This is a genomic window from Caulobacter sp. RHG1 (assembly GCF_013181195.1).
Taxonomy (GTDB): domain Bacteria; phylum Pseudomonadota; class Alphaproteobacteria; order Caulobacterales; family Caulobacteraceae; genus Caulobacter.
This window is the reverse complement of record NZ_SMZP01000003.1, coordinates 42,589-68,786: the sequence shown is the minus strand read 5'-3', so window position 1 is coordinate 68,786 and position 26,198 is coordinate 42,589. Positions and strand designations below refer to the sequence as shown.

Genomic DNA, 26,198 nt, shown 5'->3' with positions numbered 1-26,198 from the left:
TCTTAGAACTCGGTCCACTCGTCGTTGCGGACCGCCAGTTGGGCGCTGCCGGGACGGCGGGCGGGACGCGCTGGGGCCTGACGTTGCACGATGGCGGCAGGCGCGCGGGCCGGGCGCTGGATGTAGGCCGGCTTTTCCTCGCCGGCGCTGACCGTGAAGCGGGCGACCAGGTGGGCCAGCTCCTCGGCTTCGCTGCGCAGGCTGGTGGAGGCGGCGTTGGCTTCCTCGACCATGGCGGCGTTCTGCTGAGTGACCTGGTCCATGCGGTTGACCGCCGTATTGACCTCCGAAAGGCCAGTGGCCTGCTCGCGCGAGGACTGGGCGATCTCGGAGATCAGGCCGTCGATCGTTCCGACCTTCTCGACGATGGCCGACAGGGCCACGCCCGTCTCGCCGACAAGCTTCACGCCGCGATCGACCTGGGCGGTCGAGTTGGCGATCAGCGTCTTGATTTCCTTGGCGGCCTCGGCCGAGCGCTGGGCCAGGGCCCGGACTTCCGAAGCGACGACGGCGAAGCCGCGGCCGGCCTCACCCGCACGGGCGGCCTCGACGCCGGCGTTCAGCGCCAGCAGGTTGGTCTGGAAGGCGATCTCGTCGATCACGCCGATGATGCTGGTGATCTTGGTCGAGCTGCCTTCGATCTCGCTCATGGCCGCGACGGCGTCGGCGACGATCTCGCCCGAGCGGGCGGCGTCGGCGCGCGCGCCGGTGGCGGTCGCCGAGGCCTGCTTGGCGCCCTCGGCGCTGCGGTTGACCGTGGCGGTGATCTCGTCGAGGGCGGCGGCGGTCTCTTCCAGGCTGGCGGCCTGCTGCTCGGTGCGGCGCGACAGGTCGTCCGAAGCGACCGAGATCTCGTGCGCCCCGGCTCCGACGCCGCGCGTGGCGTGAGAGACCACGCCCATGGCGTCGTCCAGCGAGGCCATGGCGGTGTTGAAGTCGCTGCGGACCTTGTCGAACTGCGGGTCGACGGGCGTGTCGATGCGATAGGTCAGGTCGTTGCTGGCAAGGTGTTCCAGACCGGTGGCGATCTCGTTGACCGCATGCACGCGGCCGGTGACGACGGTGGCGAACTTCACGACCTTGGCGATGCGGCGCTTGTGGTCGAAGATCGGGTTGTACGAGGCCTGGATCCAGACTTCGCGGCCGCCTTTGCCCACGCGCTTGAACTCGGCGGCGACGAACTCGCCGGAGTTCAGGCGCCGCCAGAACTCACCATATTCGGCCGAGTTGGCGTAGGCCGTCTCGACGAACATCCGGTGATGGCGGCCCTTGATCTCGTCTAGGGCGTAACCCATCGCCTCGAGGAAGTTCTCGTTGGCGCAGAGGATCTGGCCCTCGGGCGTGAACTCGATGACGGCCTGAGCGCGGCTGATGGCTTCCATCTTGCCTTGCTGTTCGGCGGTCTTCTGCTTCTGGTCGGTGATCACCGTGGCGATCTTGACGATGCGGGTGACGACGCCGCGATTGTTGCGGATCGGGTTGTAGGAAGCCTGGATCCAGACCTCGGCGCCGCCCTTGCCGACGCGCAGATATTCACGGGCGTCGAACTCGCCGCGGCCCAGCTTGTCCCAGAAGGCGCGATATTCGGCGCCAGCCGCAAAGGCGGGCTCGACGAACATGCGATGGTGCTGGCCGACGATCTCGTCGAGCTTGTAGCCCATGGCGCCGCAGAAATTGGCGTTGGCCGAGAGGATCTTGCCGGTCGGATCGAACTCGATCGTCGCCAGGGAGCGATCCAGGGCGGCAAGGGTCTCTACGGCTTGGGCATGCGAACGCTGGAACATCATCGCTTCGGCGCTCCTGGAGAGAGGGCGGTTGTCGTAAGGCGGGAGAGAAGCCATGGCTCAGTCAACAAGTGCTGAAGAGAGCAGGAACAATCTGCCGTGCGCGATTGAATTTGAGGCGATCTTTTGCCGCAGGCCATTCGCAAACCGCTGATACGCAATGGAAAACCGCGCACTTTGACCAGAATGTCGCAGGCCCTCGTTTTGGGTGCGGCATAATGACAGCGAACCCTGTTCCAAGGCGCTCTGGATAGGGGCGTGCGCCTGGGCTATGTCGTCAAACTGTCATGAAAGCGTCGCATAAGCACAGCCGCGGGCCGGCATAGATCGGCTCGGGAAGGCGCGCGCTGGTGCGGGGCCTTCAACACCTTCGCGCAAGATTAGCCTCACGCATGCTGACCTGGCTTTCGCTTCTCGTCCTGGCGCTGTTCTCCACGGCGGCCTTCCTGGCCGGCCGTCGTCGCGCCGTGGCGACCGCCGGCGGTCGCGCCAGCGCCCTGCATTCGCTGCCCAACTACTACGGGACCTATGCCGCCCTTTGGGCCGGCGCGCCCGCCGCCCTGTTGCTGCTGCTGGGGGCGGCGTTCGGCGGCCGCATCGAGGACGCGGTCCTGCAGTCCGAGCGTCCCGCCGCCGTCCAGGCGCTGGAGCCCAGCCGCCAAGACGTCTTCTACAGCGACGCCCACGCCATCGCGGCGGGCCAGACGCCCAGCGAAGTGCTCTACGAAGGCGATATCAAGGTCGCCCTGGACGCCAAGGTCGCCGAGGCCAAGCGCATCGAGATGATGCTGAACATCGGCATGCTGGCCGCCGCCGGCGTGCTGGCCCTGGCCGGGTTCCTGCTGGCCGTGCCGCGCATCTCGGCTGAATTCCGCGCCCGCAACCGGGTCGAGGGCTGGATCGGCGCGCTGCTGATCGCCTGCTCGGTCGCCGCCGTCCTGACCACCCTGGGCATCGTGCTGTCGCTGGTCTGGGAAAGCTGGCGCTTCTTCCAGAGCGTCAATCCGATCTCATTCCTGCTGGGCACCGAGTGGAGCCCGCAGATGGCCATGCGGGCCGACCAGGTTGCGGCCGAGGGCGCCTTCGGGGCCGTGCCGCTGTTCGCCGGCACCTTCCTGATCATGTTCATCGCCATGCTGGTGGCCGCGCCCGTCGGCCTCTATTCGGCGATCTATCTGTCGGAATACGCCAGCCGCCCGGTACGCGGCCTGGTCAAGCCGCTGCTCGAGGTCCTGGCCGGGGTGCCGACCGTCGTCTACGGCTTCTTCGCTGCCCTGACCGTGGGCCCGCTGTTCCGCGCCGGCTTCAACGCCATTGGCGCGATGCTGATCGGCGGCCCGCTGGACGGCGTCGGCCAGTACCTGATGGAAGTCCAGAACCAGATGGCCCTGGTGGCCGGCGTGGTGATGGGGATCATGCTGATCCCGTTCGTCTCGTCGCTGTCGGACGACATCATCAACGCGGTGCCGCAGTCGCTGCGCGACGGCAGCTACGCCATGGGCGCCACCAAGTCCGAGACGGTCAAGAAGGTCGTCCTGCCGGCCGCCCTGCCGGGCATCATGGCCGCCATGCTGCTGGCCGTCTCCCGCGCCGTCGGCGAGACCATGATTGTGACCATGGCCGCCGGCCTGCAGGCCAAGCTGACCGCCAACCCGCTCGACACCGTCACCACCGTGACCGTCCAGATCGTGACCCTGCTCACCGGCGACCAGGAGTTCGACAGCCCCAAGACCCTGTCGGCCTTCGGCCTGGGCCTGACCCTGTTCGTGGTCACCCTGGCGCTGAACATCATCGCCCTGCGCATCGTCCAGAAGTACCGGGAACAATATGACTGACGCGACCCTCGGCGCGGCCGCGCGCCCCGGCCAGTCGGCCGCCGAAGCCCGTCTGAAGAAGCGTCACCGGTCCGAGCGCCTGTTCAAGGCGCAGGGGATCGCGGCGATCGTCATCGCCATGATCTTCCTGGTCGTGCTGGTGGGCCGCATCGTCGGCCAGGGCTACACGACGTTCCAGACCCACACGATCAGCCTGCCGGTCTACATGAACCCGGAGCGGATCGACCGCACCGACCTGACCGGCGTCAACTACGACTACATCGTCGCCGAGGCGGTGATGAAGAAGCTGGGCGTCCAGGACGACGACTACGGCACCGTGTCGAGCGAAGTCATGGAGCTGGTCTCGACCGATCTGGGCTTCCAGCTGCTGGACAAGGTCAAGGCCGACCAGAGCGTGATCGGCAAGACCATCGAGATCACCGGCCCGCTGAAGGCCGACGCCGATCTCTATTTCAAGGGCCAGATGAAGCGCTCGACGCCGGAAGGCGACCGCAAGCTGACCAATGTCCAGCTGGACTGGCTGGATCGGCTGCAGAGCGCAGGCATGGTCACCTCGGGCTTCAACACCGCCTTCTTCACCAATTCCGACTCGACCGAGCCTGAACAGGCCGGCGTGCTGGGCGCGGTGATCGGCTCGGCCATGATGCTGCTGATCACCGCCCTGATCGCGGTGCCGGTCGGCGTGCTGGCCGCCGTCTATCTGGAAGAGTTCGCCCCGAAGAACCGCTGGACCGACATCATCGAGGTCAACATCAACAACCTGGCGGCCGTGCCGTCGATCGTCTACGGCCTGCTGGGCCTGGCGCTCTTCATCAACTGGCTGAACGTGCCGCGCGGCTCGCCGCTGGTCGGCGGTCTGGTCCTGGCCCTGATGGCCCTGCCGACTGTGATCATCGCCACCCGTTCGGCCCTGAAGGCCGTGCCGCCGTCGATCCGCGAAGCCGCCCTGGGCGTCGGCGCGTCCAAGACCCAGACGGTCTTCCACCACGTGCTGCCGCTGGCCATGCCCGGCGTGATGACTGGCGCCATCCTGTCGCTGGCCCACGCCCTGGGCGAGACGGCGCCGCTGCTGATGATCGGCATGGTCTCGTTCGTGCCCGGCGTGCCCGAGGGCCTGACCGGCGCGGCCACCGTCCTGCCGGTACAGGTGTTCATCTGGGAGAACGCCTCGGAGGCGGCCTTCCATGAGCGCACCGCCGCCGCCATTATCGTCCTTCTCGTCTTCATGATCCTCATGAACGCCGCGGCCGTCATCCTGCGCCGCCGCTTCGAGCGCCGCTGGTAGAGCATGACCCGGATCCTGAACCCCCTCGCTTCGCCCCTCGTCCAGGGACACGCCATGACCACCCAGAGCCCCGACGACACCGCCCGCACGCCGGCGATCCACACCTCGGTTCCGCACGCCCATGCCGGCGCCGCGGTCGGCGAGCCCAAGATCAAGGCCCGCGACGTCAAGGTGTTCTACGGCGAGAAGCAGGCGCTGTTCGACGTCAGCCTGGACATCCCGGCCAAGTCGGTCACCGCCTTCATCGGCCCGTCGGGTTGCGGCAAGTCGACCTTCCTGCGCTGCATCAACCGCATGAACGACACGATCCCGACGGCTCGCGTCGAGGGTTCGATCCTGATCGACGGCAATGACGTCAACCTCAAGAGCGTCGACCCGGTGGTGCTGCGCTCGCGGGTCGGCATGGTGTTCCAGAAGCCCAACCCCTTCCCCAAGACCATCTTCGAGAACGTCGCCTACGGCCCGCGCATCCACGGCCTGGCCACGCGCAAGGACGAGCTGGAAGCCGTCGTCGAGAGCAGCCTGAAGAAGGCCGGCCTCTGGGCGGAAGTCGCCGATCGCCTGCACCAACCTGGTACGGGCCTGTCGGGCGGCCAGCAGCAGCGCCTCGTGATCGCCCGCGCCATCGCCGTGTCGCCGGAAGTCATCCTGATGGACGAACCCTGCTCGGCTCTGGACCCGATCGCCACCGCCCGCATCGAGGAGCTGATCGACGAGCTGCGGACGCAGTTCTGCATCGTCATCGTCACCCACTCGATGGCCCAGGCCGCCCGCGTCTCGCAGCGCACGGCCTTCTTCCACCTGGGCAAGCTGGTCGAGAGCGGTCCGACCGAGGAGATGTTCACCAATCCTCGCGACAGCCGCACGCAGGACTACATCACCGGCCGCTTCGGCTAAGGGGCGGGAAAGAACCGAGATGACCGAACATACCGTCAAATCCTACGGCGAAGAGCTGGCCCACCTCACGGCCGAGGTCACCCGCATGGGCGGCCTGGCCGAGGCCCAGGTGGCCGACAGCATCGGCGCCATCGCCCGCCGCGACGCGCCGCTGGCCCAGGCCGTGGTCGCCGGCGACGAGCGCCTGGACTCGCTGCAGGGCGAGATCGAGCGAAAGGCCTTCCGCCTGATCGCCCTGCGCCAGCCGATGGCCGTGGACCTGCGCCACGCCGTCGCCGCCCTGAAGATCTCGATGAGCCTGGAACGCTGCGGCGACATGGCCAAGAACATCGGCAAGCGCGCCCTGATCCTGACCGAAGCCGACCCGATGACCGCCCTGACCCGCTCGATCGAGCGCATGGGCCGCCTGGTGCAGGGCCGCCTGAAGGATGTGCTAGACGCCTACACCACCTCGGACCTGCAACGCGCGATCGGCGTGTGGAGCCGCGACGAAGAAGTCGACGAGCACTACAACTCGATCTTCCGCGAACTGCTGACCTACATGATGGGCGACCCGCGCACGATCAATGCGTGCGCGCACCTGCTGTTCGTCGCCAAGAACCTCGAGCGCATCGGCGATCACGCCACGAACATCGCCGAGATCATCCATTTCGAACTGACCGGCGAGGAGCTGGTGTCCCAGCGTCCGAAGCTGGACGTCGTGTCGCAATAATCGAAAGAGGCGGCTGAAGTGACTCCATACGTTCTGGTGGTCGAAGACGAAGACGCTCTGGCCACGCTGCTCCACTACAACCTCGACAAGGAAGGCTATCGCGTCGGCGTGGCCGGCGATGGCGAGGAAGCGCTGATCATGGCCAACGAGCGGGCCCCCGATCTGGTCATCCTCGACTGGATGCTGCCGAAGGTCTCGGGCATCGAGGTCTGCCGCCGCCTGCGCGGCCGGGCCGAAACCCGCAACGTGCCGATCATCATGCTGACCGCGCGCGGCGAGGAAAGCGATCGCATCCGCGGCCTGGACACCGGCGCCGACGACTATGTGGTCAAGCCGTTCTCGATGGTCGAGCTGACCGCCCGCGTCCGCGCGGTGCTGCGTCGCATCCGCCCGGGCCTGGCCGACGACCGCATCACGGTCGGCGACATCATCATCGACCGGGTCGCTCACCGCGTGAAGCGCGGCGGCAAGGAGATCCACCTCGGTCCGACCGAGTTCCGCCTGCTCGACTACCTGATGCAGCACCCGGGCCGGGTGTTCAGCCGCGAGCAGCTGCTGGACGCCGTCTGGGGCTCGGACGTCTATGTCGAGGCCCGCACCGTCGACGTCCACATCGGCCGCCTGCGCAAGGCGCTGAACGGCGACACCGACGGCGACCCGATCCGCACCGTGCGGTCGGCCGGCTACTCGCTGGATCTGGACGCGGCTTAAGGGCTCCTAGAGCCCCAGCCGCTTCAGAAGTTCGTCGCGATAGGTGCGGCTGGTCACGACCTCCGCGCCGCTCTCCAGGGTCAGTCGCCAGGAGCCGTCCGACAAGGGGGCGGCGCTGCGCACGCGCGCCAGGTTGACCAGGGTCGAGCGGTGGCAGCGGGCGAAGATGCGGGTGTCCAGGCGCGCTTCCAGGGCCTGCAGGGTGCTGCGCAGCAGGCCCTCGCGATCGGCCCAGTGGACGACGACATAGTTGTCGGCGGCGCCGAACCACTCGACCTCGGCGATGTCGACGGGCACCCGCCGCGCGCCGCTCATCACGATGAGGCGGTCGGGCGAGGGCAGCTGCGCCGGCGCGGCTTGGGTCAGGGCGTCACGCGCCTCGGTCAGGGCGGTTTCCAGTACGCGCGCGCGCTTCTTCTCGTCGGCGGCGCGCTGATGGTTGGCGGCGGCCAGGCCGATGGCGATCATGGCGGTGTACAGCAGCAGGCTAACCGGCAGGCGGCCGAACGTCCGCGCCGCGATCTCCGGACCCGGAACATATTGGGCGTCGATGGCCGCCGAGATCAGGGCCTCCAACGGCACGATCAGCGCGCCGGCCTGATAGAGCGCCAGCATGCCGATCGCGCCCGAGCCGAACCGGCGCAGCAGCAGCCACACCGCGCCGGCCGCCGGCAGCCAAGCGGCATAGACGCCGCCCTGCCAGGTCAGCGACTCCAGCACCGACAGTGACGGGCCCCGATCCTCCGCCATCCGCCGGGCGAACCAGGCCGCGCAGACCGTGGTCATCGCCCAGGCGTAGGCGGTGAAGGCCCAGACCCAGGCGGCGGTCGGGATCCGGCTCAGGCGGCTGCCGACAGGCTCCCAGGCTGGCGACGCCGTCGCCACAGCAGGACCAGAATCCAGATCACGGCCATCGGTTGGAACAGGAGGGTTGGCCAGAGCTGGCTCCATGGGGTTGGCAGGAAGGTCAGGTAATTGCCTGAGAAGGCGCTGATCACCGCGCCATAGGCGCTCAGCATCTTCACCAGGTGCTCATAGGTCCAGAGGTTCGGCGAGAAAGGCCAGTCGGTCGGGCGAAGAAACCGCCAGAGGTCCCAGCCGCCGTAGGTGAAGCAGGCATAGACCAGGGCGGCGCTGACCGCCGCCTTGTTTCCCGTCCGGCCCTGGATGACCAGAGCCATCACCCAGACGCCGATCGCCAGCACGGCCAGGGTGACGCCCCAGTCGACGGCGGTGGCGCGCTGGTCCGGGTCGATGTCGGGGCGTTTGCGGCGCAGCACCCGCACGCCGGAGAAGGTCGTCAGGGTGGCGGTGGCGGTGAGGGCGGCGAAGTAGGCGCTGAAATGCAGCGCCGTCATCACCCAGGCTGCGGCCAGCAACACGGTCATCAGTCCGACGAAGATGCGGCCAGACAGGCGGTGCAGGCGCGAGCCCTTGCGGGTCAGGATTGGCGCGAGGCCGGCGGCGACCAGGGCGAAGCCGCAGGCGACGTGAGCCGTGAGGGCGGGGGAAAAGATCAGCTTGTCCATGCCGGCCATCAGCGCCGAGGCGGCGAGCGTTTCCAGCTGGCAGGGGCCAGGCGCGGCGGCCAGGGGCGATTGACCTTGGCCGCTACCCGGACGAGGTTGCGGCATGGCGTTCAGTGATCGAGATCGACAGGTGCTGCTGGCGGTGAAGGGCGTGGGGCCAACCGTCCTGCAGCGCCTGGAGCAGATGGGCTTCGACGACCTGTCGACCTTGGCGAAGCAGGACGCCGGGGCGATCTGCGCGGCGGCCGCGACCCTGGTCGGCTCGACCTGCTGGAAGAACAGCCCCCAGGCCCGCGCGGCGATCGACGCCGCGATCCAGGCGGCCAAGGCTGCCGAGATCGCCTGATCCGCCTTGACCCGCCGCGCGGCGCGCGCGACATCCCCGCCTCATGGAAAAGCTGACCATCCTCCTCGTCGGGTCCGGCGGGCGCGAGCACGCCCTGGCCTGGAAGATCGCCCAGTCGCCGCTGTGCGGCCGCCTCGTCGCCGCCCCGGGCAATCCGGGCGTCGCCGCTGTCGCCGAGCTGCGCAGCATCAAGGTCACCGACGCCGACGGCCTGGTGGCCCTGGCTCAGGAGATCGGCGCGGACCTCGTGGTGGTCGGTCCGGAATCGGCGCTGGAGGTCGGCCTGGCCGACAAGCTGGCCACGGTCGGCATTCCCTGCTTCGGCGGCAGCCAGCGCGCCGCGCAGCTGGAAACCTCCAAGGCCTTCACCAAGGACTTCTGCCAGCGTCACGGCCTGCCGACTGCGGCCTATGGCGTGTTCACGGACGCCGCCTCGGCCGGCGCCTTCCTCGACACGCTGCAAGCGCCGTTCGTGATCAAGGCCGACGGCCTGGCCGCCGGCAAGGGCGTGGTCATCGCGCCCGACCGCGCCGAGGCCGACGCAGCCGTGCTCGACATGCTGGGCGGCCGCTTCGGCTCGGCCGGCGCGCGGGTGGTGATCGAGGAGTTCATGCACGGCGAGGAGGCCTCGCTGTTCGCCCTCTCGGACGGCAAGACCGCCGTGCTGTTCGGCGCAGCCCAGGACCACAAGCGCGCCTATGACGGCGACGAAGGCCCCAACACCGGCGGCATGGGCACCTATTCGCCGCCGCCCGTCCTGACTCAGGACCTCATCGACCAGGCCTGGCGCGAGCTGATCGTCCCGACCGTCGAGGGCATGGCTGCCGAAGGAAACCCGTATGTCGGCGTGCTCTATGCCGGCCTGATGCTGACGCCGACTGGTCCGAAGCTCGTGGAATACAACGCCCGCTTCGGCGATCCCGAGTGCCAGACCCTGATGCTGCGGCTCGAGAGCGATATCGTCCCGATCCTGCTGGCCGCGGCCAAGGGGGAGCTTGCCTCGGCCGAGCCCCCCAAATGGCGCGAGGAAGCGGCGATCTGCGTGGTTCTGGCGGCCGAGGGCTATCCCGACGCTCCCAAGACCGGCGGTCTGATCCAGGACGCCGAGGCCGATTTCGGCGCCGAGGCCGTGGTCTTCCACGCCGGCACGACCCGCGACGCCGAGGGCGCGCTGCGCGCTTCGGGCGGCCGGGTGCTGAATGTCTGCGCCCTGGGCGCGACCCTGCACGAGGCCCGTGACGTGGCCTATGCGGCGCTGGGCACGATCTCGCTGGAAGGCGGCTTCTACCGCAGCGATATCGGCTGGCGGGCGCTGAAGGGCGGATAAGCCCTGCGTCCTTCGAGGCTCGGCTTCGCCTCACACCTCAGGATGAGGGATTTAGAGACTTCCTCATCCTGAGGTGCGCGCTCCTGAGCGCGCCTCGAAGGACGCAACGCGCTTGCCACACGCGCCCCACCCTCTAAACTCCCGTTCAAACAAGCGTTGGGGAGTAGACGCGCATGGCCGAAGCCGCCGAACAGTCCGCCCAGGACCTGAACTCGGGCACCAAGCCTGTCGACCCGCGCCACGCGATCGACGAGGCCAAGCTGGCCGCCTGGCTGGAAGCCAATGTCGAGGGCTATGCCGGCCCGCTGGAGGTGCGCCAGTTCAAGGGCGGCCAGTCCAACCCGACCTATCAGCTGGTCACGCCGGCCAAGAAGTACGTCCTGCGCCGCAAGCCGCCGGGCAAGCTGCTGCCATCCGCCCACGCCGTCGACCGCGAGTTCAAGGTGATCTCGGGCCTGAACAAGGCGAACTTCCCCGTCGCCAAGGCCTATGCTCTGTGCATGGACGAGGAGGTCATCGGCACGATCTTCTACGTCATGGACAATGTCGAAGGCCGGATCCTGTGGGACGGGACGCTGCCCGACTACGCGCCGGCCGAGCGCCGGGCGATCTACGAGGCCGAGATCGACACCCTGGCGGCCCTGCACAATGTCGACTACGCCGCCGTGGGCCTGGCCGACTACGGCAAGCCCGGCAACTATTTCGCCCGCCAGATCGACCGCTGGACCAAGCAGTACAAGGCGTCAGAGACCACGACCATCGCCGAGATGGACAAGCTGATCGCGTGGCTGCCCAAGAGCTGCCCGGTCGACGACAAGACCTCGATCGTCCACGGCGACTATCGCTTGGACAACATGATCCTGCACGCGACCGAGCCCCGCGTGGTGGCGGTGCTGGACTGGGAGCTGTCGACCCTGGGCAATCCGCTGGCTGACTTCAGCTATTTCCTGATGAACTGGGTGATGCCGTCCGACCAGCGCGGCGGCCTATCGGAGATCGCGGACCTGGAGGCCTATGGCGTCCCGACCATTCCCCAGGCGGTCGAGCGCTACTGCAAGGCCACGGGCCGCGACGGCCTGCCCGAGCTGGACTGGTATTTCAGCTACAACCTCTTCAGACTGGCCGGCATCTGCCAGGGGATCGTCGGCCGCGTCCGGGACGGCACGGCCGCCAGCGCTCACGCGCAGACCATGGAGGCGCGCGTGCCGATCCTGGCCAGAGGAGCCTGGGCGTTCGCGCAAAAAGCGGGGGCTTAGGGGTTTCATGAAGACGTATCTGGCGGGCGCCAGCGCTCTGGTTCTGGCTGGGGCGCTGAGCAGCGCCGCATGCGCCCAAACGGTCTTCGTCCAGGCGGGCCGCCTTCTGGCTGACCCGGCCACCGGCAAGGTCGAGACCGCCAAGACCCTGGTGCTGGAAAACGGCAAGGTCGCGCGCATCGTCGACGGCTATGTCGCCGAGCCCGGCGGGACGGTGGTCGACCTCAAGGACAGCTTCGTGCTGCCTGGCCTGATCGACAGCCACGTCCACCTGACCGGCGAGCAGAACCCCAACGGCCGACTGCAGGCGGTGACCCGCTCGGCCGCTGACGACGCTCTGGTCGGGGCCGGCTTCGCGCGCAAGACGCTGATGGCCGGCTTCACCACGGTCGCGGACCTGGGGGCCGACAACAAGGCGATCTTCGCCCTGCGCGACGGCATCAAGCGCGGCGACGTGCCGGGTCCGCGCGTGCTGGCCGCCGGCTCGGCCGTGTCGGTCCATGGCGGCCACGGCGACGTCAACGGCTACAGCGAGGAGGTCATGCACGTGCTGCGGCCGACCTCGGTGTGTTCAGGCCCCGACGACTGCCGCCGCGCCGTGCGCGAACAGGTCTGGCTGGGCGCCGACATCATCAAGATCACCGCCACGGGCGGGGTCCTCTCCAATACCGCCGCGGGCCTGAACCAGCAGTTCTCGGACGCTGAGCTGGCCGCCATCGTCGAGACCGCCCATCGCATGGGCCGCAAGGTCACCGCCCACGCCCACGGCGTCGACGGCATCAACAGCTTCCTGAAGGCGGGCGGCGACTCGATCGAGCACGGCACCTATCTGGACCCCGAAAGCATCGTCGCCTTCAAGAAGAACGGCGCCTATCTGGTCCCGACCCTGATGGCCGGCGACTTCGTCTATCGGATCGCCTCGGGTCCGAACAACTTCATGACCCCGGCTCAAACGGCGAAGGCTTTGGACGCCGGTCCGAAGATGCTGGAGATGGCCCGCCGCGCCCATGCCGGCGGGGTGAAGATCGCGTTCGGCACCGACACCGGCGTCAGCGCCCATGGCGACAACGCCGGCGAGTTCGCGCTGCTGGTCAAGGCGGGCCTGACGCCGCTGGAAGCGATCCAGACGGCGACGGTCAACGCCGCGGCCCACTTCTCGCTGTCTGGGGAGATCGGGAGCCTGGCGCCCGGCAAGTCGGCGGACCTGATCGCGGTCAAGGGCGATCCGCTGAAGGACGTCACGGAGCTGCAACGCGTGACGTCGGTCGTGAAGGGCGGGGTGGTTTATAAGTGACCTGTCTGCCCCCTCCGGGGGCGGACGACCGCGCGACGCGCGGTCAGGTGGGGGCGAGTAAGGTGATGTCTCACGGACTGGCCCCCTCCGCGCTTCGCGCTCCTCCCCCGTAGGGGGAAGACGGTTACAGCCCCACCGTCGCCAACAGCGCCTCCACCGCCGCCTCGTCGTCGAACCTGGCCCGCACCGGCCAGGGCGTCACGCGTTCGCGCCACTTGGCCGGCAACCGCACCCAGTCCTTTTCCGTCGTGACCAGGCCGGCGTCATAGACCCGCGCACGATCGGCCAGCAGCTTCAGGGTCGCCTCGTCATATTCGCCGTGATCGGGGAAGGGCGCGAAGTCGACCAGTTGGCAGCCGGCGGCGGTCAGGGCCTTCTCGACCTTCCACGGCTTGCCGATCCCGGCGAAGCCGACCTGCGGACCCTTCGGCACAGGCGCGGCGGCCTCCAGGCGGGCGACCAGCACGGGCATGTCGCCGAAGGTCACGAGCAGATCGAAATCGGGCTGGGCGACATCGACCGGCAGCAGCACGATCACCGCGTCGGCGCGCGACAGCCCCACATTCAGCGGCTCGCGCATCGGGCCGGCGGGAAACACCCGGCCATCGCCGAACGGCCACTCGCCGCCCCGGGTCTCGCCGTCGACCACGACCAGGGACAGGGCCTTCTTGACGGTCGGGTTCTGGTGGCCGTCGTCCATGACGATGGCTTGCGCGCCCGCGCCGGTCGCGGCCTTGGCGCCGGCCACGCGATCGACCGCGACCCACATTGGAAAGTCCTGGGCCAGCATCAGCGGCTCGTCGCCGACGTCCTTGGCCGTATGGCGGGACGGATCGACCTGGACCGGCCCCTTCAGCTTGCCGCCATAGCCGCGTGACAGGCCATGGGCGGCGACGCCCCGGCGGGTCAGGATCAGCAGCAGTTCGCGGACGATCGGGGTCTTGCCGGCCCCGCCCATAGTGACATTGCCGACGCAGATCACCGGCGCGCCGACAAGGGCCGGACGGGTGCGGGCGATGCGCCGGCGGGTGGCGTCGGACCAGATCCACGACAGCGGGGTCAGCAGGGCGCGGGTCAGCGGGGCGGGACCGCCCGACTTCACGTACCACCAGCGGGGCGTGCCGAGTTTCATGGGACGAGCTCAAGGATACGGGACAGGCCGGCGCGGGCCTCATAGTCGCGGGTGTCGACGAAGGCACGGGCGCGGGCGGCGCGGGCTCGTGCGGCGGCGGGGTCTGCGAGGTCGGCGGCGATGGTGTCGCGGAGGCCTTCCGATGTGATCATGACCACGCCGTCGGCGGCTTCCAGCCCCGCAAAGGCCGAGGCCCAGTTCTCGACGAACGGACCGCTGATCGCCGGGCAGTCCAGGCGCGCGGCCTCCAACGGATTGTGGCCGCCGATACCCTCGACCAGGCTGCCGGCGATGACCGAGGTTCCTGCCAGGCGGAACCACAGGCCCATCTCGCCCAGGGTATCGGCGACCAGGATGTCGGCGGGCTCACGCGACTGGCTGCGCAGGCTGGCTGAGAGGCCTCGGGCCTTGGCGAGTTCGACGATCGCCGGGCCGCGTTCGATGTGGCGTGGAGCGAGGATCACAGGCGGGCGATCAGGCAGGGTGATGATGGCGTCGAGCGCGATCTCGTCCTCGCCCGGATGGGTGCTGGCGATCAGCAAGGGCGGGCGGTCAAACCGGATGTCCACGGCCACGGCCGGCAGCGGCGCAGCGCCGAATTTCAGGTCGGCCTCGCCGGCGACCTTGCCCCCCAGGGCCTCGAAACGTTCGTGGGCGCGGGCGTCCTGGGCCAAGATCAGGTCGAAGCCCGACAGCAGCTGCCGCGCAGCGTCCGGCCGTCTTTGCCAGCCGGCGTAGCTCCGATCCGACAGCTTGGCCGAGACCAGGGCCAGGCGCGTCCCGGCGGCCTTGGCCTCCAGCAGCAGGTTGGGCCACAGCTCGCTCTCGACGAACACCGCCAGGGACGGATTCCAGCGGGCGATGAACCGCCGCGCCGCGGCGGGGGCGTCGACGGGGACATATTGGTGGATCGCCCCGGCCGGCAGGCGCTTGGCCAGCAGGGCGGCCGAGGTGGTCGTGCCGGAGGTGACCAGGACCGTGACCTCGGGACGCTCGGCCCGCAGGCGTTCGACCAGCGGCAGGATCGACAGGCTCTCGCCCACGCTGGCGCCGTGCAGCCAGATCAGCGGGCCGTCCGGGCGAAGGGTCGGCGTGCGGCCCAGGCGCTCGGCCAGGCGCGCGGGGTCCTCCTTGCCCTTGCGGGCGCGGCCGGCCAGCAGGCCGGGGGCGAGCGGTTCGAGCAGGCCGGTGGCGGCCCGGTAGAGCTTGAGGGCGGACGGCCGGATCACACGACGCCTTCAGGCGCCAGGGCGCAGGCGTGGCCGCTGTGGCTGCTCTCGACCTGGATGGTCACGTGACCGATCTTGAAGCGGCTGGCCAGCTCGGCGCAGGCGTCGTGCAGGAACTGGTCGTGGTCCCCGTCCAGCGGGCGGACGACGTGGGCGGTCATCGCCGTCTCCGTCGTGCTCATCGCCCAGATGTGCAGGTCGTGGACCTCGCTGACGCCGGGGCGGGCGGCCAGCCATTCGCGGACCTTGGTCGGGTCGATGCCGCGCGGGGCGGCGTCCAGGGCCATGTCCAGCGAGTCGCGCAGCAGGCCCCAGGTGCCCAGCACGATCACCGCGACGATGGCCAGGCTGACCACCGGGTCCAGCCAGAGCCAGCCGGTCAGGCCCATGGCCAGGGCCGCGACCACGACGCCGGCCGAGACGCCGGCGTCGGCGGCCATGTGCAGGAAGGCCCCGCGGATGTTCAGGTCGTCCTTGGCGCCCTTCATGAACATCAGGGCCGTGGCGGTGTTGATGACGATGCCGACGGCGGCGACGATCATCACCGGGCCGGTCTCGATCGGGTGCGGATCGGCGAAGCGGCGGATAGCTTCCCAGGCGATGGCCCCGACCGCGACCAGCAGCAGGGCGGCGTTGCCCAGCGAGGCCAGGATGGTGCCCTTGCGCAGGCCATAGGTGCGGCGAGCGCTGGGCGCGCGCTTGGCCAGCACCGCCGCGCCCCAGGCCAACAACAGGCCCAGCACGTCCGACAGATTGTGGCCGGCGTCGGCCAGCAGGGCCAGCGAGCCGGTGATCAGGCCTGCGCCCGCCTCGACCAGCACGAAGCCCAGGTTCAGCGCCGTGCCGATCGCGAAGGCGCGGCCGAAGTCCTTGGGCGCGTGGCTGTGGCCGTGGTGACCGTGCCCGTGGTGATGGCCATGCCCGTGATCATGCCCATGTCCGTGATCGTGGTGATCATGGCCATGATGGTCGTGCGCGTGTCCGGAGTGATCGTGCGGCATGGCCCTACATCCCACCAAGGACCCGCGGGATCAATCTTCGACCAGAGCTTCCGCGCGGCGGGTGACGGCCGACAGGCGTGCGGCCCACTGATCGATGAGGGCGTCGACATCGTCGCCGCGCCCCGCGCCGGTCGGACCGTCCCAAACCATGGCGGCCTTGGCGAAGGGCAGGGGGATCATGGTGGCGTCCCACGACCCCAGGCGGATACAGGGCTTGGCGGCCAGGCCGACGAAGATCACCGGCGCGCCGGTGACACGGGCCAGGGACGGGGTGCCCTTCTCCATGTGCTCGGCCGGACCACGCGGGCCGTCGGGCGTGATGGCGATGCCGCCGCCGTCCTTGACCCACTTGACCATGTCGCGGAAGGCCTGCTCGCCGTGCTTGTTCTTGGCCAGATCCGTCTTCTTGGCCGATGAGCCTCGGATCGCGGGGAAGCCCAGCTTCTCGACCGTGCGGGCGATGAACTCGCCGTCGTTGGAGCGCGAGATCAGGGCGCGCATGTCCTGGCGGCCGGGCGCCTGCGGCCAGCTGAGCGGCGACATCGGGATGCGCGAATGCCAGAAGCACAGGATCGCCCCTGCGCCCGTCTCGCGGCCCTGCGCCCAGACGGCCTGCGCCTGCTCGGCGCCTTCGACGGTCATGCGCAGGGTGCGGAAGACAAGCTTGGAATAGCCGGCGAAGATCGAGGACAAGAGCCAGATCACGAACGGCGAACGCAGGGGCCTCAAGCGTCTGCTCCGGGAAGGTGGTCGAGATCCTGGGCCTTGGCCAGGCGCGCATAAAGGCCGCCAGCCTGGACGAGCTGGGCGTGAGTTCCGGTCTCGACGACCGCGCCCTTGTCGATGACATAGATGCGGCTGGCGTTCTTCACGGTCGACAGGCGGTGGGCGATCAGGATCGTGGTGCGGCCGGTCATCAGCCGCTCCAGCGCCGCCTGGACCTGGGCCTCGCTCTCGGTGTCGAGCGCGCTGGTGGCCTCGTCCAGCAGCAGGATCGGGGCGTCCTTCAGGAAGGCCCGCGCGATGGCGATCCGCTGGCGCTGGCCGCCTGACAGCCGCGCCCCGGCCTCGCCGACGGCGGTGTCGTAGCCCTCGGGCAAGGCGAGAATGAAGTCGTGGGCGGCGGCCTGGCGCGCGGCGGCTTCGATCTCCAGCTGGCTGGCGCCGGGGCGGGCATAGGCGATGTTGGCGCGGATGCTGTCGTCGAACAGGAACGGCTCCTGGGTGACCAGAGCGATGCGGTCGCGCAAGGACGCCAGGGTCACAGAGCGCACGTCGTGCCCGTCGATCGCCACCGACCCGCCGGTGACGTCGTAGAAGCGCGGGATCAGGTTCAGGATCGAGCTCTTGCCGCCGCCCGACGGGCCGACCAGGGCCACGGTCTCGCCGCGCCGGGCCTCCAGCGACACGTCCGACAGGGCTGGCGCGCCCTCGCCATAGGCGAAGCGGACGGACTTCAGGGCGATGGCGCTCTCGCCGGCCGGCAGGGCGCGGGCGTCGGCCGGGTCGACGATGGTGGGCGCCACGTCCAGGGCGGCGAACAGGCGGCGGGCGGCGGTGAAGCCCTCGCTGAACACCGTCTGCAGATTGGCCACCTGGCGCAGCGACTGGGCGGCCATCAAGAGGCTGGTCAGGAAAGCGAAGAACATCCCGGCAGTGATCGGGGCCAGGGTGAAGGGGCCCAGGTTCAGCACGCCGCTGGTCGCTCGCCAGCCGGCATAGACGAAGACCAGGGCCACCAGGATGGTGGTGAAGGTCTCGGTGGCCGGAGCGGCCATGGCGCGGGCGTTGCTGCCCTTGATCAGGTGGCGTTGGCGGCGCTCGACCACGGCCCCGACGCGGGCCTCCTCGTGGGCCTCGCGGTTCTCCATCTTGACGATCTTGATCCCGTCCAGGCTTTCCATGATCGCGGTCGAGAGGTTGGAGGTCTCGCCCATGGCCCCCTTGGCGGCCTTGGTGGTCTTCTTGGAGAAGCCGCGCATGATCAGGCTGGCGATGGGGGCGACGACCAGCACGCCGGCGGCCAGGATCGGGTCCAGCGTGAACATGGCGACCAGGGCGCCGATCACGGTCAGGAACTCGCGGACATAGTTGACCACGCCGGTGGTCGCCGCCTCGCGGATCAGGCCGGCGTCGTACAGCACCGAGGCGACATAGGAGCCGGAGTGGGCGCCGCGCAGCCGGGCCAGGTCCGAGCGCACCAGGCGTCCGAAAAGGCGCACCTGCATGTCGCCGACCACGCCGTTGCCGATGCGGTTGATGACATTGGCCTGGATGACCTGGAACACGCCCCGCGCCAGGGCTAGGCCGGCGATGGAGAGCGGGATCAGCCAGATCGCGTTCGGCTTGGGATGGGTGATCAGCTGGTCGATGGCCGGCTCGATGATCCGGGCCAGTTGCACCGACAGGAAGGCCACGATCGCGGCGCTGACCATCGACACGGCCAGGCCCCGCCAGCGCGCCTGCAGGAACTCGCGCCACATCCGGCCCATCAGGACACGGTTGGAGAGCTGCGCGGGTTCCGAGGTCGTCATGGGCGAGGGGTCGGATTTCGAGGCGTGGCTGTCAACGCGATTTTGCCTTTCGACGGCGATGCCCCTACTTAGTCCGCGAATTTCCGAAGGATCGCACCCGCTTGGCCAAGTTCGACCTGACCACCGCCTGGGGCCGGTTCAAGGCCTATCTCGACTTCCTGTGGAACGACCACGCCTATCTGCGGCTGGGCTTTTCCAACGCCCACTGGATCAGCCCCGAGCTGGTCCGCGCCAACCAGCCCTGGCCGTTCCAGCTGGCCTGGTGGAAGAAGCGCGGCATCAAGACGATCGTCAATCTGCGTGGCGGCTTCGACGGCAGCTTCTATGCGCTGGAGAAGGACGCTTGCCAGCGCCTGGGCCTGAACTTCGTCGACTTCACCATCACGTCGCGCGAGGTGCCGATCCGCGAGCGAGTGCGGGGCGCGAAGGTCCTGTTCGAGACGATCGAGTACCCGGCCCTGATCCATTGCAAGTCGGGCGCGGACCGGGCGGGGATCATGAGCGTGTTCTACGCCCACTACCGCCTGGGCCAGCCGATCCGCGAGGCGATGGAGCAACTGTCGCCGCGCTACCTGCACATCAAGCACGGCAACACCGGGGTGCTGGACTACACCTTCGAGCAGTACCTGGCGGTGGGGGAGCCCAAGGGGCTGACCTTCAGCGAGTGGGTCGAGAGCGACGACTACGACCCGGTCGCGATGAAGAAGACCTTCCGGGCGGGGATGCTGGGGAAGGTGCTGACCGACAAGATCCTGCGGCGGGAGTAGGCCCCTCCACCGCCTTCGGCGGTTCCCCCTCCCCCAAAGGGGGAGGATAGACGCTCTCCGCCCCCGGCTGGGGGCGGACAGACCTCGCGTAGCGAGGTCAGGTGGGGGCTAGTGCGGCCTCAGCCCTCGCTGCTCGGATCCAGCAGCTTGTGCGCATGGATGATGAAATACCGCGCGTGGGCGTTGTCCACGGTCGCCTGGGCCTTGGCCTTCCAGGCCTTGTGGGCCTCTTCGTAGCTGGGATAGGCGCCGACGAACTCGACCTGGCTCAGGTCGCGGAATTCGATGTTCGCGACATCCTTCAGTTCGCCGCCAACGACGATATGGAGAAGCTGTTTATCGGCCATTTGAAGCATGTTCCTGCGTGGAATGTTTTTATGGCAGTTCGATATGCCCGACGCGTGACAGGATCAATGGCGCGAGCGCCTTATTGGCGCAAACCAGGCTCGGAACCGTCGGAACGGGCTGATTATAGACGAAATCGCGGCCTTTGTGATCGACGGCGACCGCGCCCGCCCGGCGGCAGATGAGGTCGGCGGCGGCCAGGTCCCATTCGCTCTTGGGCGACAGGGCGATGGCCGCGTCGAAGGCGCCGGAAGCCACCAGGCACATGCGGTAGGCGATCGAGTTGCGAGCCTCGACCCGCATCGCCGGCCAGGGCTCGCGCCAGGCCGGATGCACGAACATCTTGGCGTCGCCCAGCATGGCGCAGTCCAGCAGGTCGGCGGTGACGCTGGGAACGATCGGCTGTCCGTTCAACAGCGGCGGGCCCTCGAGGGTGGCCGAATAGGTCTCGTCCAAGGCCGGGGCGTGGACGACGCCGGCGATCGGCTGGCCGTCCTCGACCACGGCGATCGACACCGCGAACCAGGGCTTGCCCTTCATGAAGGCCACCGTGCCGTCGATCGGATCGACCACGAACTGCCGGCGGGTCGTCAGGCGCGCGGGGGCGTCAGCCGTCTCTTCCGACAGCCAGCCATAGTCGGGGCGGGCGGCCATCAGTTCGGTCTTCAGCAGCGCATCGACGGCCAGGTCGGCGTCGGTGACGGGTGACCCGCCGTCCTTGGACCAGATCTTCAGGCCGCCTTCGCGCGCCGAGAGCGCCAGCTCTCCGGCTTCCTTGGCGGCGGCGAGGATCAGATCCAGGTCGTTCATTTGCCCGCGATCGCCAGGGCGTCGACCAGGATCGACGGACTGTTGCTGGAGCCCCGGAACTCCAGGTCCGAGCCGGGAACCAGGCGGGCGTAGATGTCGATCAGGTTGCCGGCCACGGTGATCTCAGTGACCGGGCCGGTGCTTTCGCCGTTCTCGAACCAGACGCCCGAGCAGCCCACCGACCAGTCGCCGGTATTGCCGTTCAGCGAGGGGCCGAACATCGAGGTGACCAGCAGGCCCGTTCCGGCGTCCTTCATCAGCCCCGCCAGGTCCTGGGCGCCCGGCTGGAGCGTCAGGTTGTGGGTCGAGACGCCCGAGGGCCCCGCTAGGCCGCGCGAGGCGTGGCCGGTGGTCGTCAGGCCCAGCTGCCTGGCCGACGAGGTGTTCAGCAGCCAGGTGGTCAGCACGCCGTCGTCGATCAGGTCGCGGACCTGCGTCGCCACACCTTCATCGTCGAAGGGGGCCGACCCCAGACCGCGCACGCGGTGGGGATCCTCCGACAGCCGGACGCCCTGGGCGAAGATCTGCTGGCCCAGCTTGTCCTTCAGGAACGAGGTGCCGCGGGCGATCGACGGGCCGGAGATCGCGCCCAGCAGCGGGCCGATCAGGCTCATGGCCAGGCGGTTCTCGAAGATCACCGGGGCGGTGGTCGAGGCGATCTTGCGCGGGTTCAGGCGGGCCACCGCCTGGCGGCCGGCCTCCATGCCGATGTCGCCGGCGGCCGGCAGATCGCCGAAGTGGCGGGTCGAGCGGCCTTCGCCGCCGCGTTCCATGCCCGCGCCCTCGCCGGCGATGGCCGAGGCCGACACCGAGTGGCCGGTGGCCGCGTGGGTCCCGTGGAAGCCGTCGCTGGTGACCAGCGCCCAGCGCGACGACGACCAGCTGCCCGAGCCGCCGTCGGAATTGGTCACGCCCTTGACCTCGCGGGCGTGGGCCTCGGCGATGCGGGCCTGGGTCTCCAGGGTCTCGGCCGTGGGCTCGTAGGCGTCGATCAAATCAAGGTCGGGGAACGGGCCCTTGGCCAGGCGGTCGCTGGGCGCGAGGCTGGCATAGGGATCTTCCGGGGCCAGGCGGGCCATGGCCACGGCGCGCTCGACCAGCTTGGCGCGGGCCTCGGCCGAGACGTCCGAGCCGGAAACGGTGGCGCTGCGATTGCCGATGAACACGCGCAGGCCCAGGTCTCGGGCCTCCTCGCGCTCGACCTCTTCCAGCTCGCCCAGGCGAACGGATACGGAGAGGGATTGGCGCTCGGCGAAAACGGCTTCGGCCGCGTCGGCCCCGGCCTTGCGCGCGGCGGCGATCACGTCATGCAGCAGATTATCGTCCATGCGGTCTTATGGACGAGGCCCCCCGGGGGGAGCAAGCTTTAGCCGATGGCCGACAGCAGCAGGGCGACGCCGGCGAAGATGTAGGCCAGCCAGGTGGCGACCATGCCGACCGCGCGCGGGATCGAAGCGCCGCCGCTGTTGGACAGGCCGACAGCGTGGATGATCCGGCCGGCCAGCAGCACGAAGCCCACCACGTGGATGGCCAGCGGCGCGGCGCCCGCCACGGCCAGCACGGCGATGGCGGCGATGCCGGTCGGGACATATTCGGTGGCGTTGCCGAAGGCGCGGATCGCGCGGGCCAGTTCCGGAATGCCTTCGTCGCCCAGCGCGACCTTGTGCTTTTGCCGCAGGCGCACGACCAGCAGCGACAGGGTCAGCAGCAGGAACAGGTGCAGGCCGGCCCAAAGGGCGGCCGCGTGGCCTGAAGCGATAACGTCCATGCGCGCGGACCCTTCGTCACTCGAGAAAGCGGGGCCGCATATGGGCCTGTCTTCGACGGAGAAGGCAACCGCTAACCTTAAGCGTGGGGTCAGCGCAGGCTGTAGCCGCCATCCGCGAACAGGGTGGCGCCGGTGGTGAAACCGTTGGTCAGCAGAAACAGCACCGCTTGCGCGATCTCGTCCTCGGAGCCGGGGCGGCCGACCAGCGAGCCGGCGGCCTGACCGGCGAAGGCGGCGGCCCGGACCTGCGCGGGGCGGCGGCGCCACAGGTCGCCGTCGATCGTGCCGGGGGCGATCACATTGACCCGCACCGGCGCCAGATCGACCGCCAGGCCGCGCCCGAAGGCTTCGACCGCGCCGTTGGCGGCGGCGTAAAGCGCCGCGCCCTTGGGCGGCCGGGCGCTGGCGGCGCCGGACATCAGCACGACCGCGCCGTCTCGCGCCAGCTTCGGCGCGGCGGCCCGCACGCAGCGCACCTGACCCCAGAACTTGCCGTCGAACGGCGAGGCCAGAGCGGCCTCGTCCGGGTGATCGAACGGGGCGATCGTGTAGGAAGCGGCGGGCGTGAACAGGTAGTCGATGGGCTCGATCGCTTCGAAGAAGCGGGTCACGGAGGCCGTATCGCCGGTGTCGATCACGGCGGTCCTGGCCGCGTCGCCCAGAACCTCCCGCGCCTGCTCCAACCGTTCGACCGATCGGCCGCCGATCACCACGCGTCCGCCGCCGGCTGTGAAGGCGCGCGCCGTCGCCAGGCCCAGTCCCGAGCTTCCGCCCACCACCACCAGGGTCTTGTCATCGTATCGCATAGCCTGACGGTAGGCTGTCGAAGGGGGCAATCGGAAACGACTTGAATTCCGATCATTCCCGAATTTCATTCCGTAATGACCTCGTTTCCGTCTCCCGACCGCTATGGCGGCATCCGCGCCTTCGTCGCCGTGGCCGAGCACGGCGGCTTCGCCGCCGCCGCGCCATCGCTGGGCCTTTCGCCTTCGGCGGTGGGCAAGGCGGTGCAGCGGCTGGAGGCCCGGCTGGGCGTGCGCCTGCTGCAGCGGACGACCCGCGCCGTGGCCCTGACCGAGGACGGTCGCCGTTTCCACACTCGCTGCGTCCAGGCCCTGGCCGGCCTGGCCGAGGCCGAGGCGGAGCTACGGCAAGGGCAGGGCGAGCCGGCGGGCCTGCTGCGCGTGGCCCTGCCGCCGCTGCTGGGCCGGGCCTTCGTCATGCCGGTGCTGCTGGACCTGGCGCGCCGCTGGCCGGCGTTGCGGTTGGAGGTGTCGTTCGAGGTGAGGACCGCCGACCTGACGGCCGAGGGCGTCGACCTGGCCGTGCGGATCGGAGCCCTGGATGACCGCGCCGGCCTCGTGGCCCGGCCGCTGGGCGCCCAGCGTCGCGTGATCTGCGCCGCGCCGGCCTATCTGGAGGCGCGCGGACGGCCGCTCCACGTGGAGGATCTGGCGGGTCACGACTGCGTGGTCGAGGCGCGCGACGGGCGGGCGACGCCCTGGCCTTATGTCGACGAGACCGGCGCTGCGCGAACCCTGCCCGTCGATGGCCGGGTGCGGATCGGCGACGCCCAGGGCCTGGCCGAGGCCGCTCGGGCCGGCGCGGGCCTGGCCATGGTTCCGCGCTGGCTGGTCGCCGACGATCTCGCCGCCGGCCGGCTGGAGGCGGTGCTGGAGGGCGTCTTCGATCGGCCGTTGCCGGTCAATCTGGTCTGGTCGCGCACGCCCTGGCCCAGCGCCCGGCTGAGGGCGGCGATCGACGCCCTGGTCGAGCGATACGCCGCCGCCCCGCCCTGGAGCGCTTAGTTCTCCCGGGCGATCGGGTAGAGCAGGTGGTGGTCGTCGTAGAAGGGCGTGCGCTTGTAGAACCAGGCCAGGCGCGCGTCGGGATCGGCGGCGAACTTGGGCTCGGCGACCAGCTTGGCCTCGAACTCCGCCTTCAGGGCCGGATCGGCCGCCAGCATCTTCTCGGCCAGCGGGGCGATGGCGTAGGCCTCGATATATTCCACGCGGCTCAGCACCTCGGGGACCATGCCCCAGGCGAAGAAGCTCTCGCTCGATTGCGGCTCCAGCAGCAGCACGACCAGGTCGCCCAGCACCTGATCGGTCGGCACGCGCACCGAGCCCTTGGGGAACATCCAGTCGCGGGTCTCCGTGGTCACGGTGTCGACACTGATCTGGACGTGACCCTCGTTGGCGCGCGGGGCCAGCTTCGGATCGGTCAGGCGGATCATCTCGACCTTGACCGTCTTGTCGGCCGGCAGGGTCTCCAGCGCCACGCCATGCAGCTTCAGGCGCGCGATCAGGTCGGCGCGGTAGCTGGGCACGTAGTAGGCGGTCGGGCGCTTCAGGGTCAGGCCCGGCTTGGAGCCGTAGAATGGCGTCTGCCAGATTTCCGGATCGGCGACGCCCAGCCAGCGCACTTCCTTCCGGCCGGAGGCGGGGCTGTCATAGTACTCGTATTTGATGCCCTTGAAGGCCCGCATATAGGCCGGCTTGGGATCGGACACGAAGTTGGCCGGGATCTGCGCCGGGCGCAGGGCGCTATCGGCGGCGATGGCGGTGCGCAGGTCTGCGCCCTTGTCGGCCAGCAGCTTCAGGGCCGTCTCGATGAAGACATAGGTGCCCAGCACGCGCTGGGCGTGGGGTTTCAGGCTATGGTTTTCGATCAGGATGGTCGGGACGTGGGCCGCAGCCCCCCAGCCGTTCGAGTAGCGCTCGCCTAGGCCGCCGTCCGAGAAGCCGGCCTTGGGGTTGTGCTCGTCGATCCCGAACACCAGCTCGCCCGGGATGTGGCCCTGCGCCTCCAGGCTCTGGTTCATCGTCGGCTTCAGGACGCCATCCAGCCACTGGGCGATGGCCGGCGAACGGTTCCAGACCCCATTCTCGCCGTTGAAGCCGTAGGTGACGTCGTATTGGTAGTCCATGCCGTCGGTCACGTGGACGTCGACATAGAGATCGGCTCGGTACTTGGCCTGCAGACGCTTGAGGGCCTGCATCTCCGGCTGATCCAGCTTCATGAAGTCGCGGTTCAGGTTCTGGTTGGTCGCGGTGTTGCGCCAGCCCTGGATGCGCGGCCCGCGCTGGTTAGGCCGCGAATAGGGGCCCGAACGCTCGTGACCATCGACCGACAGGATCGGGATCAGGACCAGGTTGACCTTGTCCAGCAGGCCATCCTTTCCGTGGAACGCCATGTCGCGCAGCAGCATCATGCCGGCGTCCTTGCCGTCGATCTCGCCGGGATGGATGCCGGCCTGGATCAGCAGCAGCGGCTTCTTCGGATCCAGCTTGTCGCCGTCCTTCGAAGCGATCACCGCGAAGATGGCGCGGCCCTGCGGCGAGACGCCGAAGTCCTCGACCCGGATCAGCTTGCTGGCCTTGTCCAGGCGGTCGAACCAGGCGCGGGTGTCGACATAGGTCGGCGAGAAGTCGTGGGCCGGATCGGCTTCGAACGCCGTCACCCACGGATCGGTCCTGTCGCGGATCAGCGCCTGGCTGGCGCCCTGCCACTGCGGGGCTGGCGGCAGGAAGGCTTCGTCCCAGGGGGCTTTATTCTGGGCCATGGTTGTACTCGCAGTCAGGGCGACGGTCAGGGCCGCCGCGGTCAGAAGGTAGGTTCTCATCTCGCGGCGGC

25 protein-coding genes and 1 pseudogene are annotated in these 26,198 nt (G+C 69.1%); 12 read left to right on the top strand and 14 right to left on the bottom strand.

Features of this window, described 5'->3' with window-relative positions; all coding sequences use genetic code 11:
* Positions 1 to 2 precede the first annotated feature (2 nt).
* The gene (locus E1H18_RS08010) at positions 3 to 1,787 is read right to left on the bottom strand and encodes a PAS domain-containing methyl-accepting chemotaxis protein (RefSeq protein WP_172265930.1); all 1,785 of its coding nucleotides are present in this window, start codon (positions 1,785 to 1,787) and stop codon (positions 3 to 5) included.
* Positions 1,788 to 2,176: 389 nt separating this feature from the next.
* On the opposite strand from E1H18_RS08010, the gene pstC reads away from it, so the two are divergent.
* The 5 genes from pstC to phoB are packed head-to-tail and all read left to right on the top strand — an operon-like array spanning position 2,177 to position 7,224.
* Positions 2,177 to 3,619, top strand: a complete 1,443-nt coding sequence (gene pstC / locus E1H18_RS08005) for a phosphate ABC transporter permease subunit PstC (RefSeq protein WP_172265927.1) — start codon at positions 2,177 to 2,179, stop codon at positions 3,617 to 3,619.
* Positions 3,612 to 4,904, top strand: a complete 1,293-nt coding sequence (gene pstA, locus E1H18_RS08000) for a phosphate ABC transporter permease PstA (protein WP_172265924.1) — start codon at positions 3,612 to 3,614, stop codon at positions 4,902 to 4,904. Before pstC ends, pstA begins: the two co-directional genes overlap by 8 nt.
* A 54-nt stretch (positions 4,905 to 4,958) precedes the next feature.
* Positions 4,959 to 5,801, top strand: coding sequence for a phosphate ABC transporter ATP-binding protein PstB (pstB, locus tag E1H18_RS07995; RefSeq protein WP_172265921.1), 843 nt, complete (start codon positions 4,959 to 4,961; stop codon positions 5,799 to 5,801).
* A gap of 19 nt (positions 5,802 to 5,820) precedes the next feature.
* Positions 5,821 to 6,513 (top strand): phosphate signaling complex protein PhoU, encoded by a 693-nt coding sequence (gene phoU, locus E1H18_RS07990; protein WP_172265918.1) that lies wholly within the window; start codon positions 5,821 to 5,823, stop codon positions 6,511 to 6,513.
* A gap of 18 nt (positions 6,514 to 6,531) precedes the next feature.
* Positions 6,532 to 7,224 carry a phosphate regulon transcriptional regulator PhoB gene (gene phoB, locus E1H18_RS07985; protein WP_172265915.1) on the top strand — a complete coding sequence of 231 codons (693 nt, stop codon included), beginning with the start codon at positions 6,532 to 6,534 and terminating at the stop codon, positions 7,222 to 7,224.
* 6 nt (positions 7,225 to 7,230) lie between these two features.
* On the opposite strand, the gene E1H18_RS07980 is transcribed toward phoB, so the two are convergent.
* On the bottom strand, positions 7,231 to 8,109 hold the full coding sequence (locus E1H18_RS07980) for a LytTR family DNA-binding domain-containing protein (RefSeq protein WP_370526456.1): 879 nt from the start codon (positions 8,107 to 8,109) through the stop codon (positions 7,231 to 7,233).
* The gene (locus tag E1H18_RS07975; RefSeq protein WP_241735956.1) at positions 8,064 to 8,858 is read right to left on the bottom strand and encodes a hypothetical protein; all 795 of its coding nucleotides are present in this window, start codon (positions 8,856 to 8,858) and stop codon (positions 8,064 to 8,066) included. The genes E1H18_RS07980 and E1H18_RS07975 overlap by 46 nt, the downstream gene beginning before the upstream one ends.
* Here E1H18_RS07975 and E1H18_RS07970 point away from each other — a divergent pair.
* From E1H18_RS07970 to E1H18_RS07950, 5 genes and pseudogenes are all read left to right on the top strand, one after another.
* Positions 8,857 to 9,099: a helix-hairpin-helix domain-containing protein gene (locus E1H18_RS07970; protein WP_172265912.1), complete on the top strand. Its 243-nt coding sequence runs from the start codon at positions 8,857 to 8,859 to the stop codon at positions 9,097 to 9,099. The two genes, E1H18_RS07975 and E1H18_RS07970, sit on opposite strands and share 2 nt — an antisense overlap.
* A 43-nt stretch (positions 9,100 to 9,142) precedes the next feature.
* Positions 9,143 to 10,426 carry a phosphoribosylamine--glycine ligase gene (gene purD / locus E1H18_RS07965; RefSeq protein WP_172265909.1) on the top strand — a complete coding sequence of 428 codons (1,284 nt, stop codon included), beginning with the start codon at positions 9,143 to 9,145 and terminating at the stop codon, positions 10,424 to 10,426.
* A pseudogene (locus tag E1H18_RS07960) lies at positions 10,423 to 10,544 on the top strand (hypothetical protein); the annotation flags it as partial. The gene purD and the pseudogene E1H18_RS07960, both read left to right, overlap by 4 nt.
* A gap of 55 nt (positions 10,545 to 10,599) precedes the next feature.
* Positions 10,600 to 11,682, top strand: coding sequence for a phosphotransferase family protein (locus E1H18_RS07955; protein WP_172265906.1), 1,083 nt, complete (start codon positions 10,600 to 10,602; stop codon positions 11,680 to 11,682).
* 7 nt (positions 11,683 to 11,689) lie between these two features.
* A complete protein-coding gene (locus E1H18_RS07950) occupies positions 11,690 to 12,976 on the top strand; it encodes an amidohydrolase family protein (protein ID WP_172265904.1) in 1,287 nt (428 codons plus the stop codon).
* Between the two features lie 124 nt (positions 12,977 to 13,100).
* Here E1H18_RS07950 and lpxK read toward each other — a convergent pair whose 3' ends face one another.
* From lpxK to E1H18_RS07925, 5 genes are read right to left on the bottom strand one after another with little or no spacing between them, the layout of a single operon-like run.
* Positions 13,101 to 14,108 (bottom strand): tetraacyldisaccharide 4'-kinase, encoded by a 1,008-nt coding sequence (lpxK, locus tag E1H18_RS07945; RefSeq protein ID WP_172265901.1) that lies wholly within the window; start codon positions 14,106 to 14,108, stop codon positions 13,101 to 13,103.
* Positions 14,105 to 15,337 (bottom strand): 3-deoxy-D-manno-octulosonic acid transferase, encoded by a 1,233-nt coding sequence (locus E1H18_RS07940; protein WP_172265898.1) that lies wholly within the window; start codon positions 15,335 to 15,337, stop codon positions 14,105 to 14,107. The genes lpxK and E1H18_RS07940 overlap by 4 nt, the downstream gene beginning before the upstream one ends.
* Complete coding sequence (locus tag E1H18_RS07935) at positions 15,334 to 16,338, bottom strand: cation diffusion facilitator family transporter (RefSeq protein ID WP_172265895.1); 1,005 nt, start codon at positions 16,336 to 16,338, stop codon at positions 15,334 to 15,336. Before E1H18_RS07935 ends, E1H18_RS07940 begins: the two co-directional genes overlap by 4 nt.
* A 30-nt stretch (positions 16,339 to 16,368) precedes the next feature.
* Positions 16,369 to 17,067, bottom strand: coding sequence for a lysophospholipid acyltransferase family protein (locus E1H18_RS07930; protein WP_172265892.1), 699 nt, complete (start codon positions 17,065 to 17,067; stop codon positions 16,369 to 16,371).
* Positions 17,064 to 18,872, bottom strand: a complete 1,809-nt coding sequence (locus E1H18_RS07925; RefSeq protein WP_172265889.1) for an ABC transporter ATP-binding protein — start codon at positions 18,870 to 18,872, stop codon at positions 17,064 to 17,066. Before E1H18_RS07925 ends, E1H18_RS07930 begins: the two co-directional genes overlap by 4 nt.
* Before the next feature lie 101 nt (positions 18,873 to 18,973).
* Between E1H18_RS07925 and E1H18_RS07920 the strand changes: the two genes are divergently transcribed.
* On the top strand, positions 18,974 to 19,639 hold the full coding sequence (locus E1H18_RS07920; RefSeq protein ID WP_172265886.1) for a tyrosine-protein phosphatase: 666 nt from the start codon (positions 18,974 to 18,976) through the stop codon (positions 19,637 to 19,639).
* 119 nt (positions 19,640 to 19,758) lie between these two features.
* Here the strand turns inward: E1H18_RS07920 and E1H18_RS07915 are convergent, their stop codons facing one another.
* From E1H18_RS07915 to E1H18_RS07895, 5 genes are all read right to left on the bottom strand, one after another.
* The gene (locus E1H18_RS07915; RefSeq protein WP_172265883.1) at positions 19,759 to 19,995 is read right to left on the bottom strand and encodes a DUF4170 domain-containing protein; all 237 of its coding nucleotides are present in this window, start codon (positions 19,993 to 19,995) and stop codon (positions 19,759 to 19,761) included.
* 19 nt (positions 19,996 to 20,014) lie between these two features.
* A complete protein-coding gene (locus E1H18_RS07910; protein WP_172265880.1) occupies positions 20,015 to 20,794 on the bottom strand; it encodes a 3'(2'),5'-bisphosphate nucleotidase CysQ in 780 nt (259 codons plus the stop codon).
* Positions 20,791 to 22,122 carry a TldD/PmbA family protein gene (locus tag E1H18_RS07905; protein WP_172265877.1) on the bottom strand — a complete coding sequence of 444 codons (1,332 nt, stop codon included), beginning with the start codon at positions 22,120 to 22,122 and terminating at the stop codon, positions 20,791 to 20,793. The genes E1H18_RS07910 and E1H18_RS07905 overlap by 4 nt, the downstream gene beginning before the upstream one ends.
* 38 nt (positions 22,123 to 22,160) lie before the next feature.
* On the bottom strand, positions 22,161 to 22,562 hold the full coding sequence (locus E1H18_RS07900) for an MAPEG family protein (protein WP_172265874.1): 402 nt from the start codon (positions 22,560 to 22,562) through the stop codon (positions 22,161 to 22,163).
* An 89-nt stretch (positions 22,563 to 22,651) separates the two neighbouring features.
* Positions 22,652 to 23,368, bottom strand: a complete 717-nt coding sequence (locus tag E1H18_RS07895) for an SDR family oxidoreductase (RefSeq protein WP_172265871.1) — start codon at positions 23,366 to 23,368, stop codon at positions 22,652 to 22,654.
* 75 nt (positions 23,369 to 23,443) lie between these two features.
* On the opposite strand from E1H18_RS07895, the gene E1H18_RS07890 reads away from it, so the two are divergent.
* Positions 23,444 to 24,370, top strand: coding sequence for a LysR family transcriptional regulator (locus tag E1H18_RS07890; RefSeq protein WP_172265868.1), 927 nt, complete (start codon positions 23,444 to 23,446; stop codon positions 24,368 to 24,370).
* Here E1H18_RS07890 and E1H18_RS07885 read toward each other — a convergent pair.
* Complete coding sequence (locus tag E1H18_RS07885; RefSeq protein WP_172265865.1) at positions 24,367 to 26,187, bottom strand: M14 family metallopeptidase; 1,821 nt, start codon at positions 26,185 to 26,187, stop codon at positions 24,367 to 24,369. The two genes, E1H18_RS07890 and E1H18_RS07885, sit on opposite strands and share 4 nt — an antisense overlap.
* Between the last annotated feature and the right edge of the window lie 11 nt (positions 26,188 to 26,198).

Bases quoted from the DNA above. Each gene is read 5' to 3' on its own strand.
- E1H18_RS08010 (WP_172265930.1), bottom strand. From the start codon at position 1,787: ATGATGTTCCAGCGTTCGCATGCCCAAGCCGTAGAGACCCTTGCCGCC.
- pstC (WP_172265927.1), top strand. From the start codon at position 2,177: ATGCTGACCTGGCTTTCGCTTCTCGTCCTGGCGCTGTTCTCCACGGCG.
- pstA (WP_172265924.1), top strand. From the start codon at position 3,612: ATGACTGACGCGACCCTCGGCGCGGCCGCGCGCCCCGGCCAGTCGGCC.
- pstB (WP_172265921.1), top strand. From the start codon at position 4,959: ATGACCACCCAGAGCCCCGACGACACCGCCCGCACGCCGGCGATCCAC.
- phoU (WP_172265918.1), top strand. From the start codon at position 5,821: ATGACCGAACATACCGTCAAATCCTACGGCGAAGAGCTGGCCCACCTC.
- E1H18_RS07970 (WP_172265912.1), top strand. From the start codon at position 8,857: ATGGCGTTCAGTGATCGAGATCGACAGGTGCTGCTGGCGGTGAAGGGC.
- E1H18_RS07975 (WP_241735956.1), bottom strand. From the start codon at position 8,858: ATGCCGCAACCTCGTCCGGGTAGCGGCCAAGGTCAATCGCCCCTGGCC.
- purD (WP_172265909.1), top strand. From the start codon at position 9,143: ATGGAAAAGCTGACCATCCTCCTCGTCGGGTCCGGCGGGCGCGAGCAC.
- E1H18_RS07955 (WP_172265906.1), top strand. From the start codon at position 10,600: ATGGCCGAAGCCGCCGAACAGTCCGCCCAGGACCTGAACTCGGGCACC.
- E1H18_RS07950 (WP_172265904.1), top strand. From the start codon at position 11,690: ATGAAGACGTATCTGGCGGGCGCCAGCGCTCTGGTTCTGGCTGGGGCG.
- lpxK (WP_172265901.1), bottom strand. From the start codon at position 14,108: ATGAAACTCGGCACGCCCCGCTGGTGGTACGTGAAGTCGGGCGGTCCC.
- E1H18_RS07935 (WP_172265895.1), bottom strand. From the start codon at position 16,338: ATGCCGCACGATCACTCCGGACACGCGCACGACCATCATGGCCATGAT.
- E1H18_RS07925 (WP_172265889.1), bottom strand. From the start codon at position 18,872: ATGACGACCTCGGAACCCGCGCAGCTCTCCAACCGTGTCCTGATGGGC.
- E1H18_RS07915 (WP_172265883.1), bottom strand. From the start codon at position 19,995: ATGCTTCAAATGGCCGATAAACAGCTTCTCCATATCGTCGTTGGCGGC.
- E1H18_RS07910 (WP_172265880.1), bottom strand. From the start codon at position 20,794: ATGAACGACCTGGATCTGATCCTCGCCGCCGCCAAGGAAGCCGGAGAG.
- E1H18_RS07905 (WP_172265877.1), bottom strand. From the start codon at position 22,122: ATGGACGATAATCTGCTGCATGACGTGATCGCCGCCGCGCGCAAGGCC.
- E1H18_RS07900 (WP_172265874.1), bottom strand. From the start codon at position 22,562: ATGGACGTTATCGCTTCAGGCCACGCGGCCGCCCTTTGGGCCGGCCTG.
- E1H18_RS07895 (WP_172265871.1), bottom strand. From the start codon at position 23,368: ATGCGATACGATGACAAGACCCTGGTGGTGGTGGGCGGAAGCTCGGGA.
- E1H18_RS07890 (WP_172265868.1), top strand. From the start codon at position 23,444: ATGACCTCGTTTCCGTCTCCCGACCGCTATGGCGGCATCCGCGCCTTC.
- E1H18_RS07885 (WP_172265865.1), bottom strand. From the start codon at position 26,187: ATGAGAACCTACCTTCTGACCGCGGCGGCCCTGACCGTCGCCCTGACT.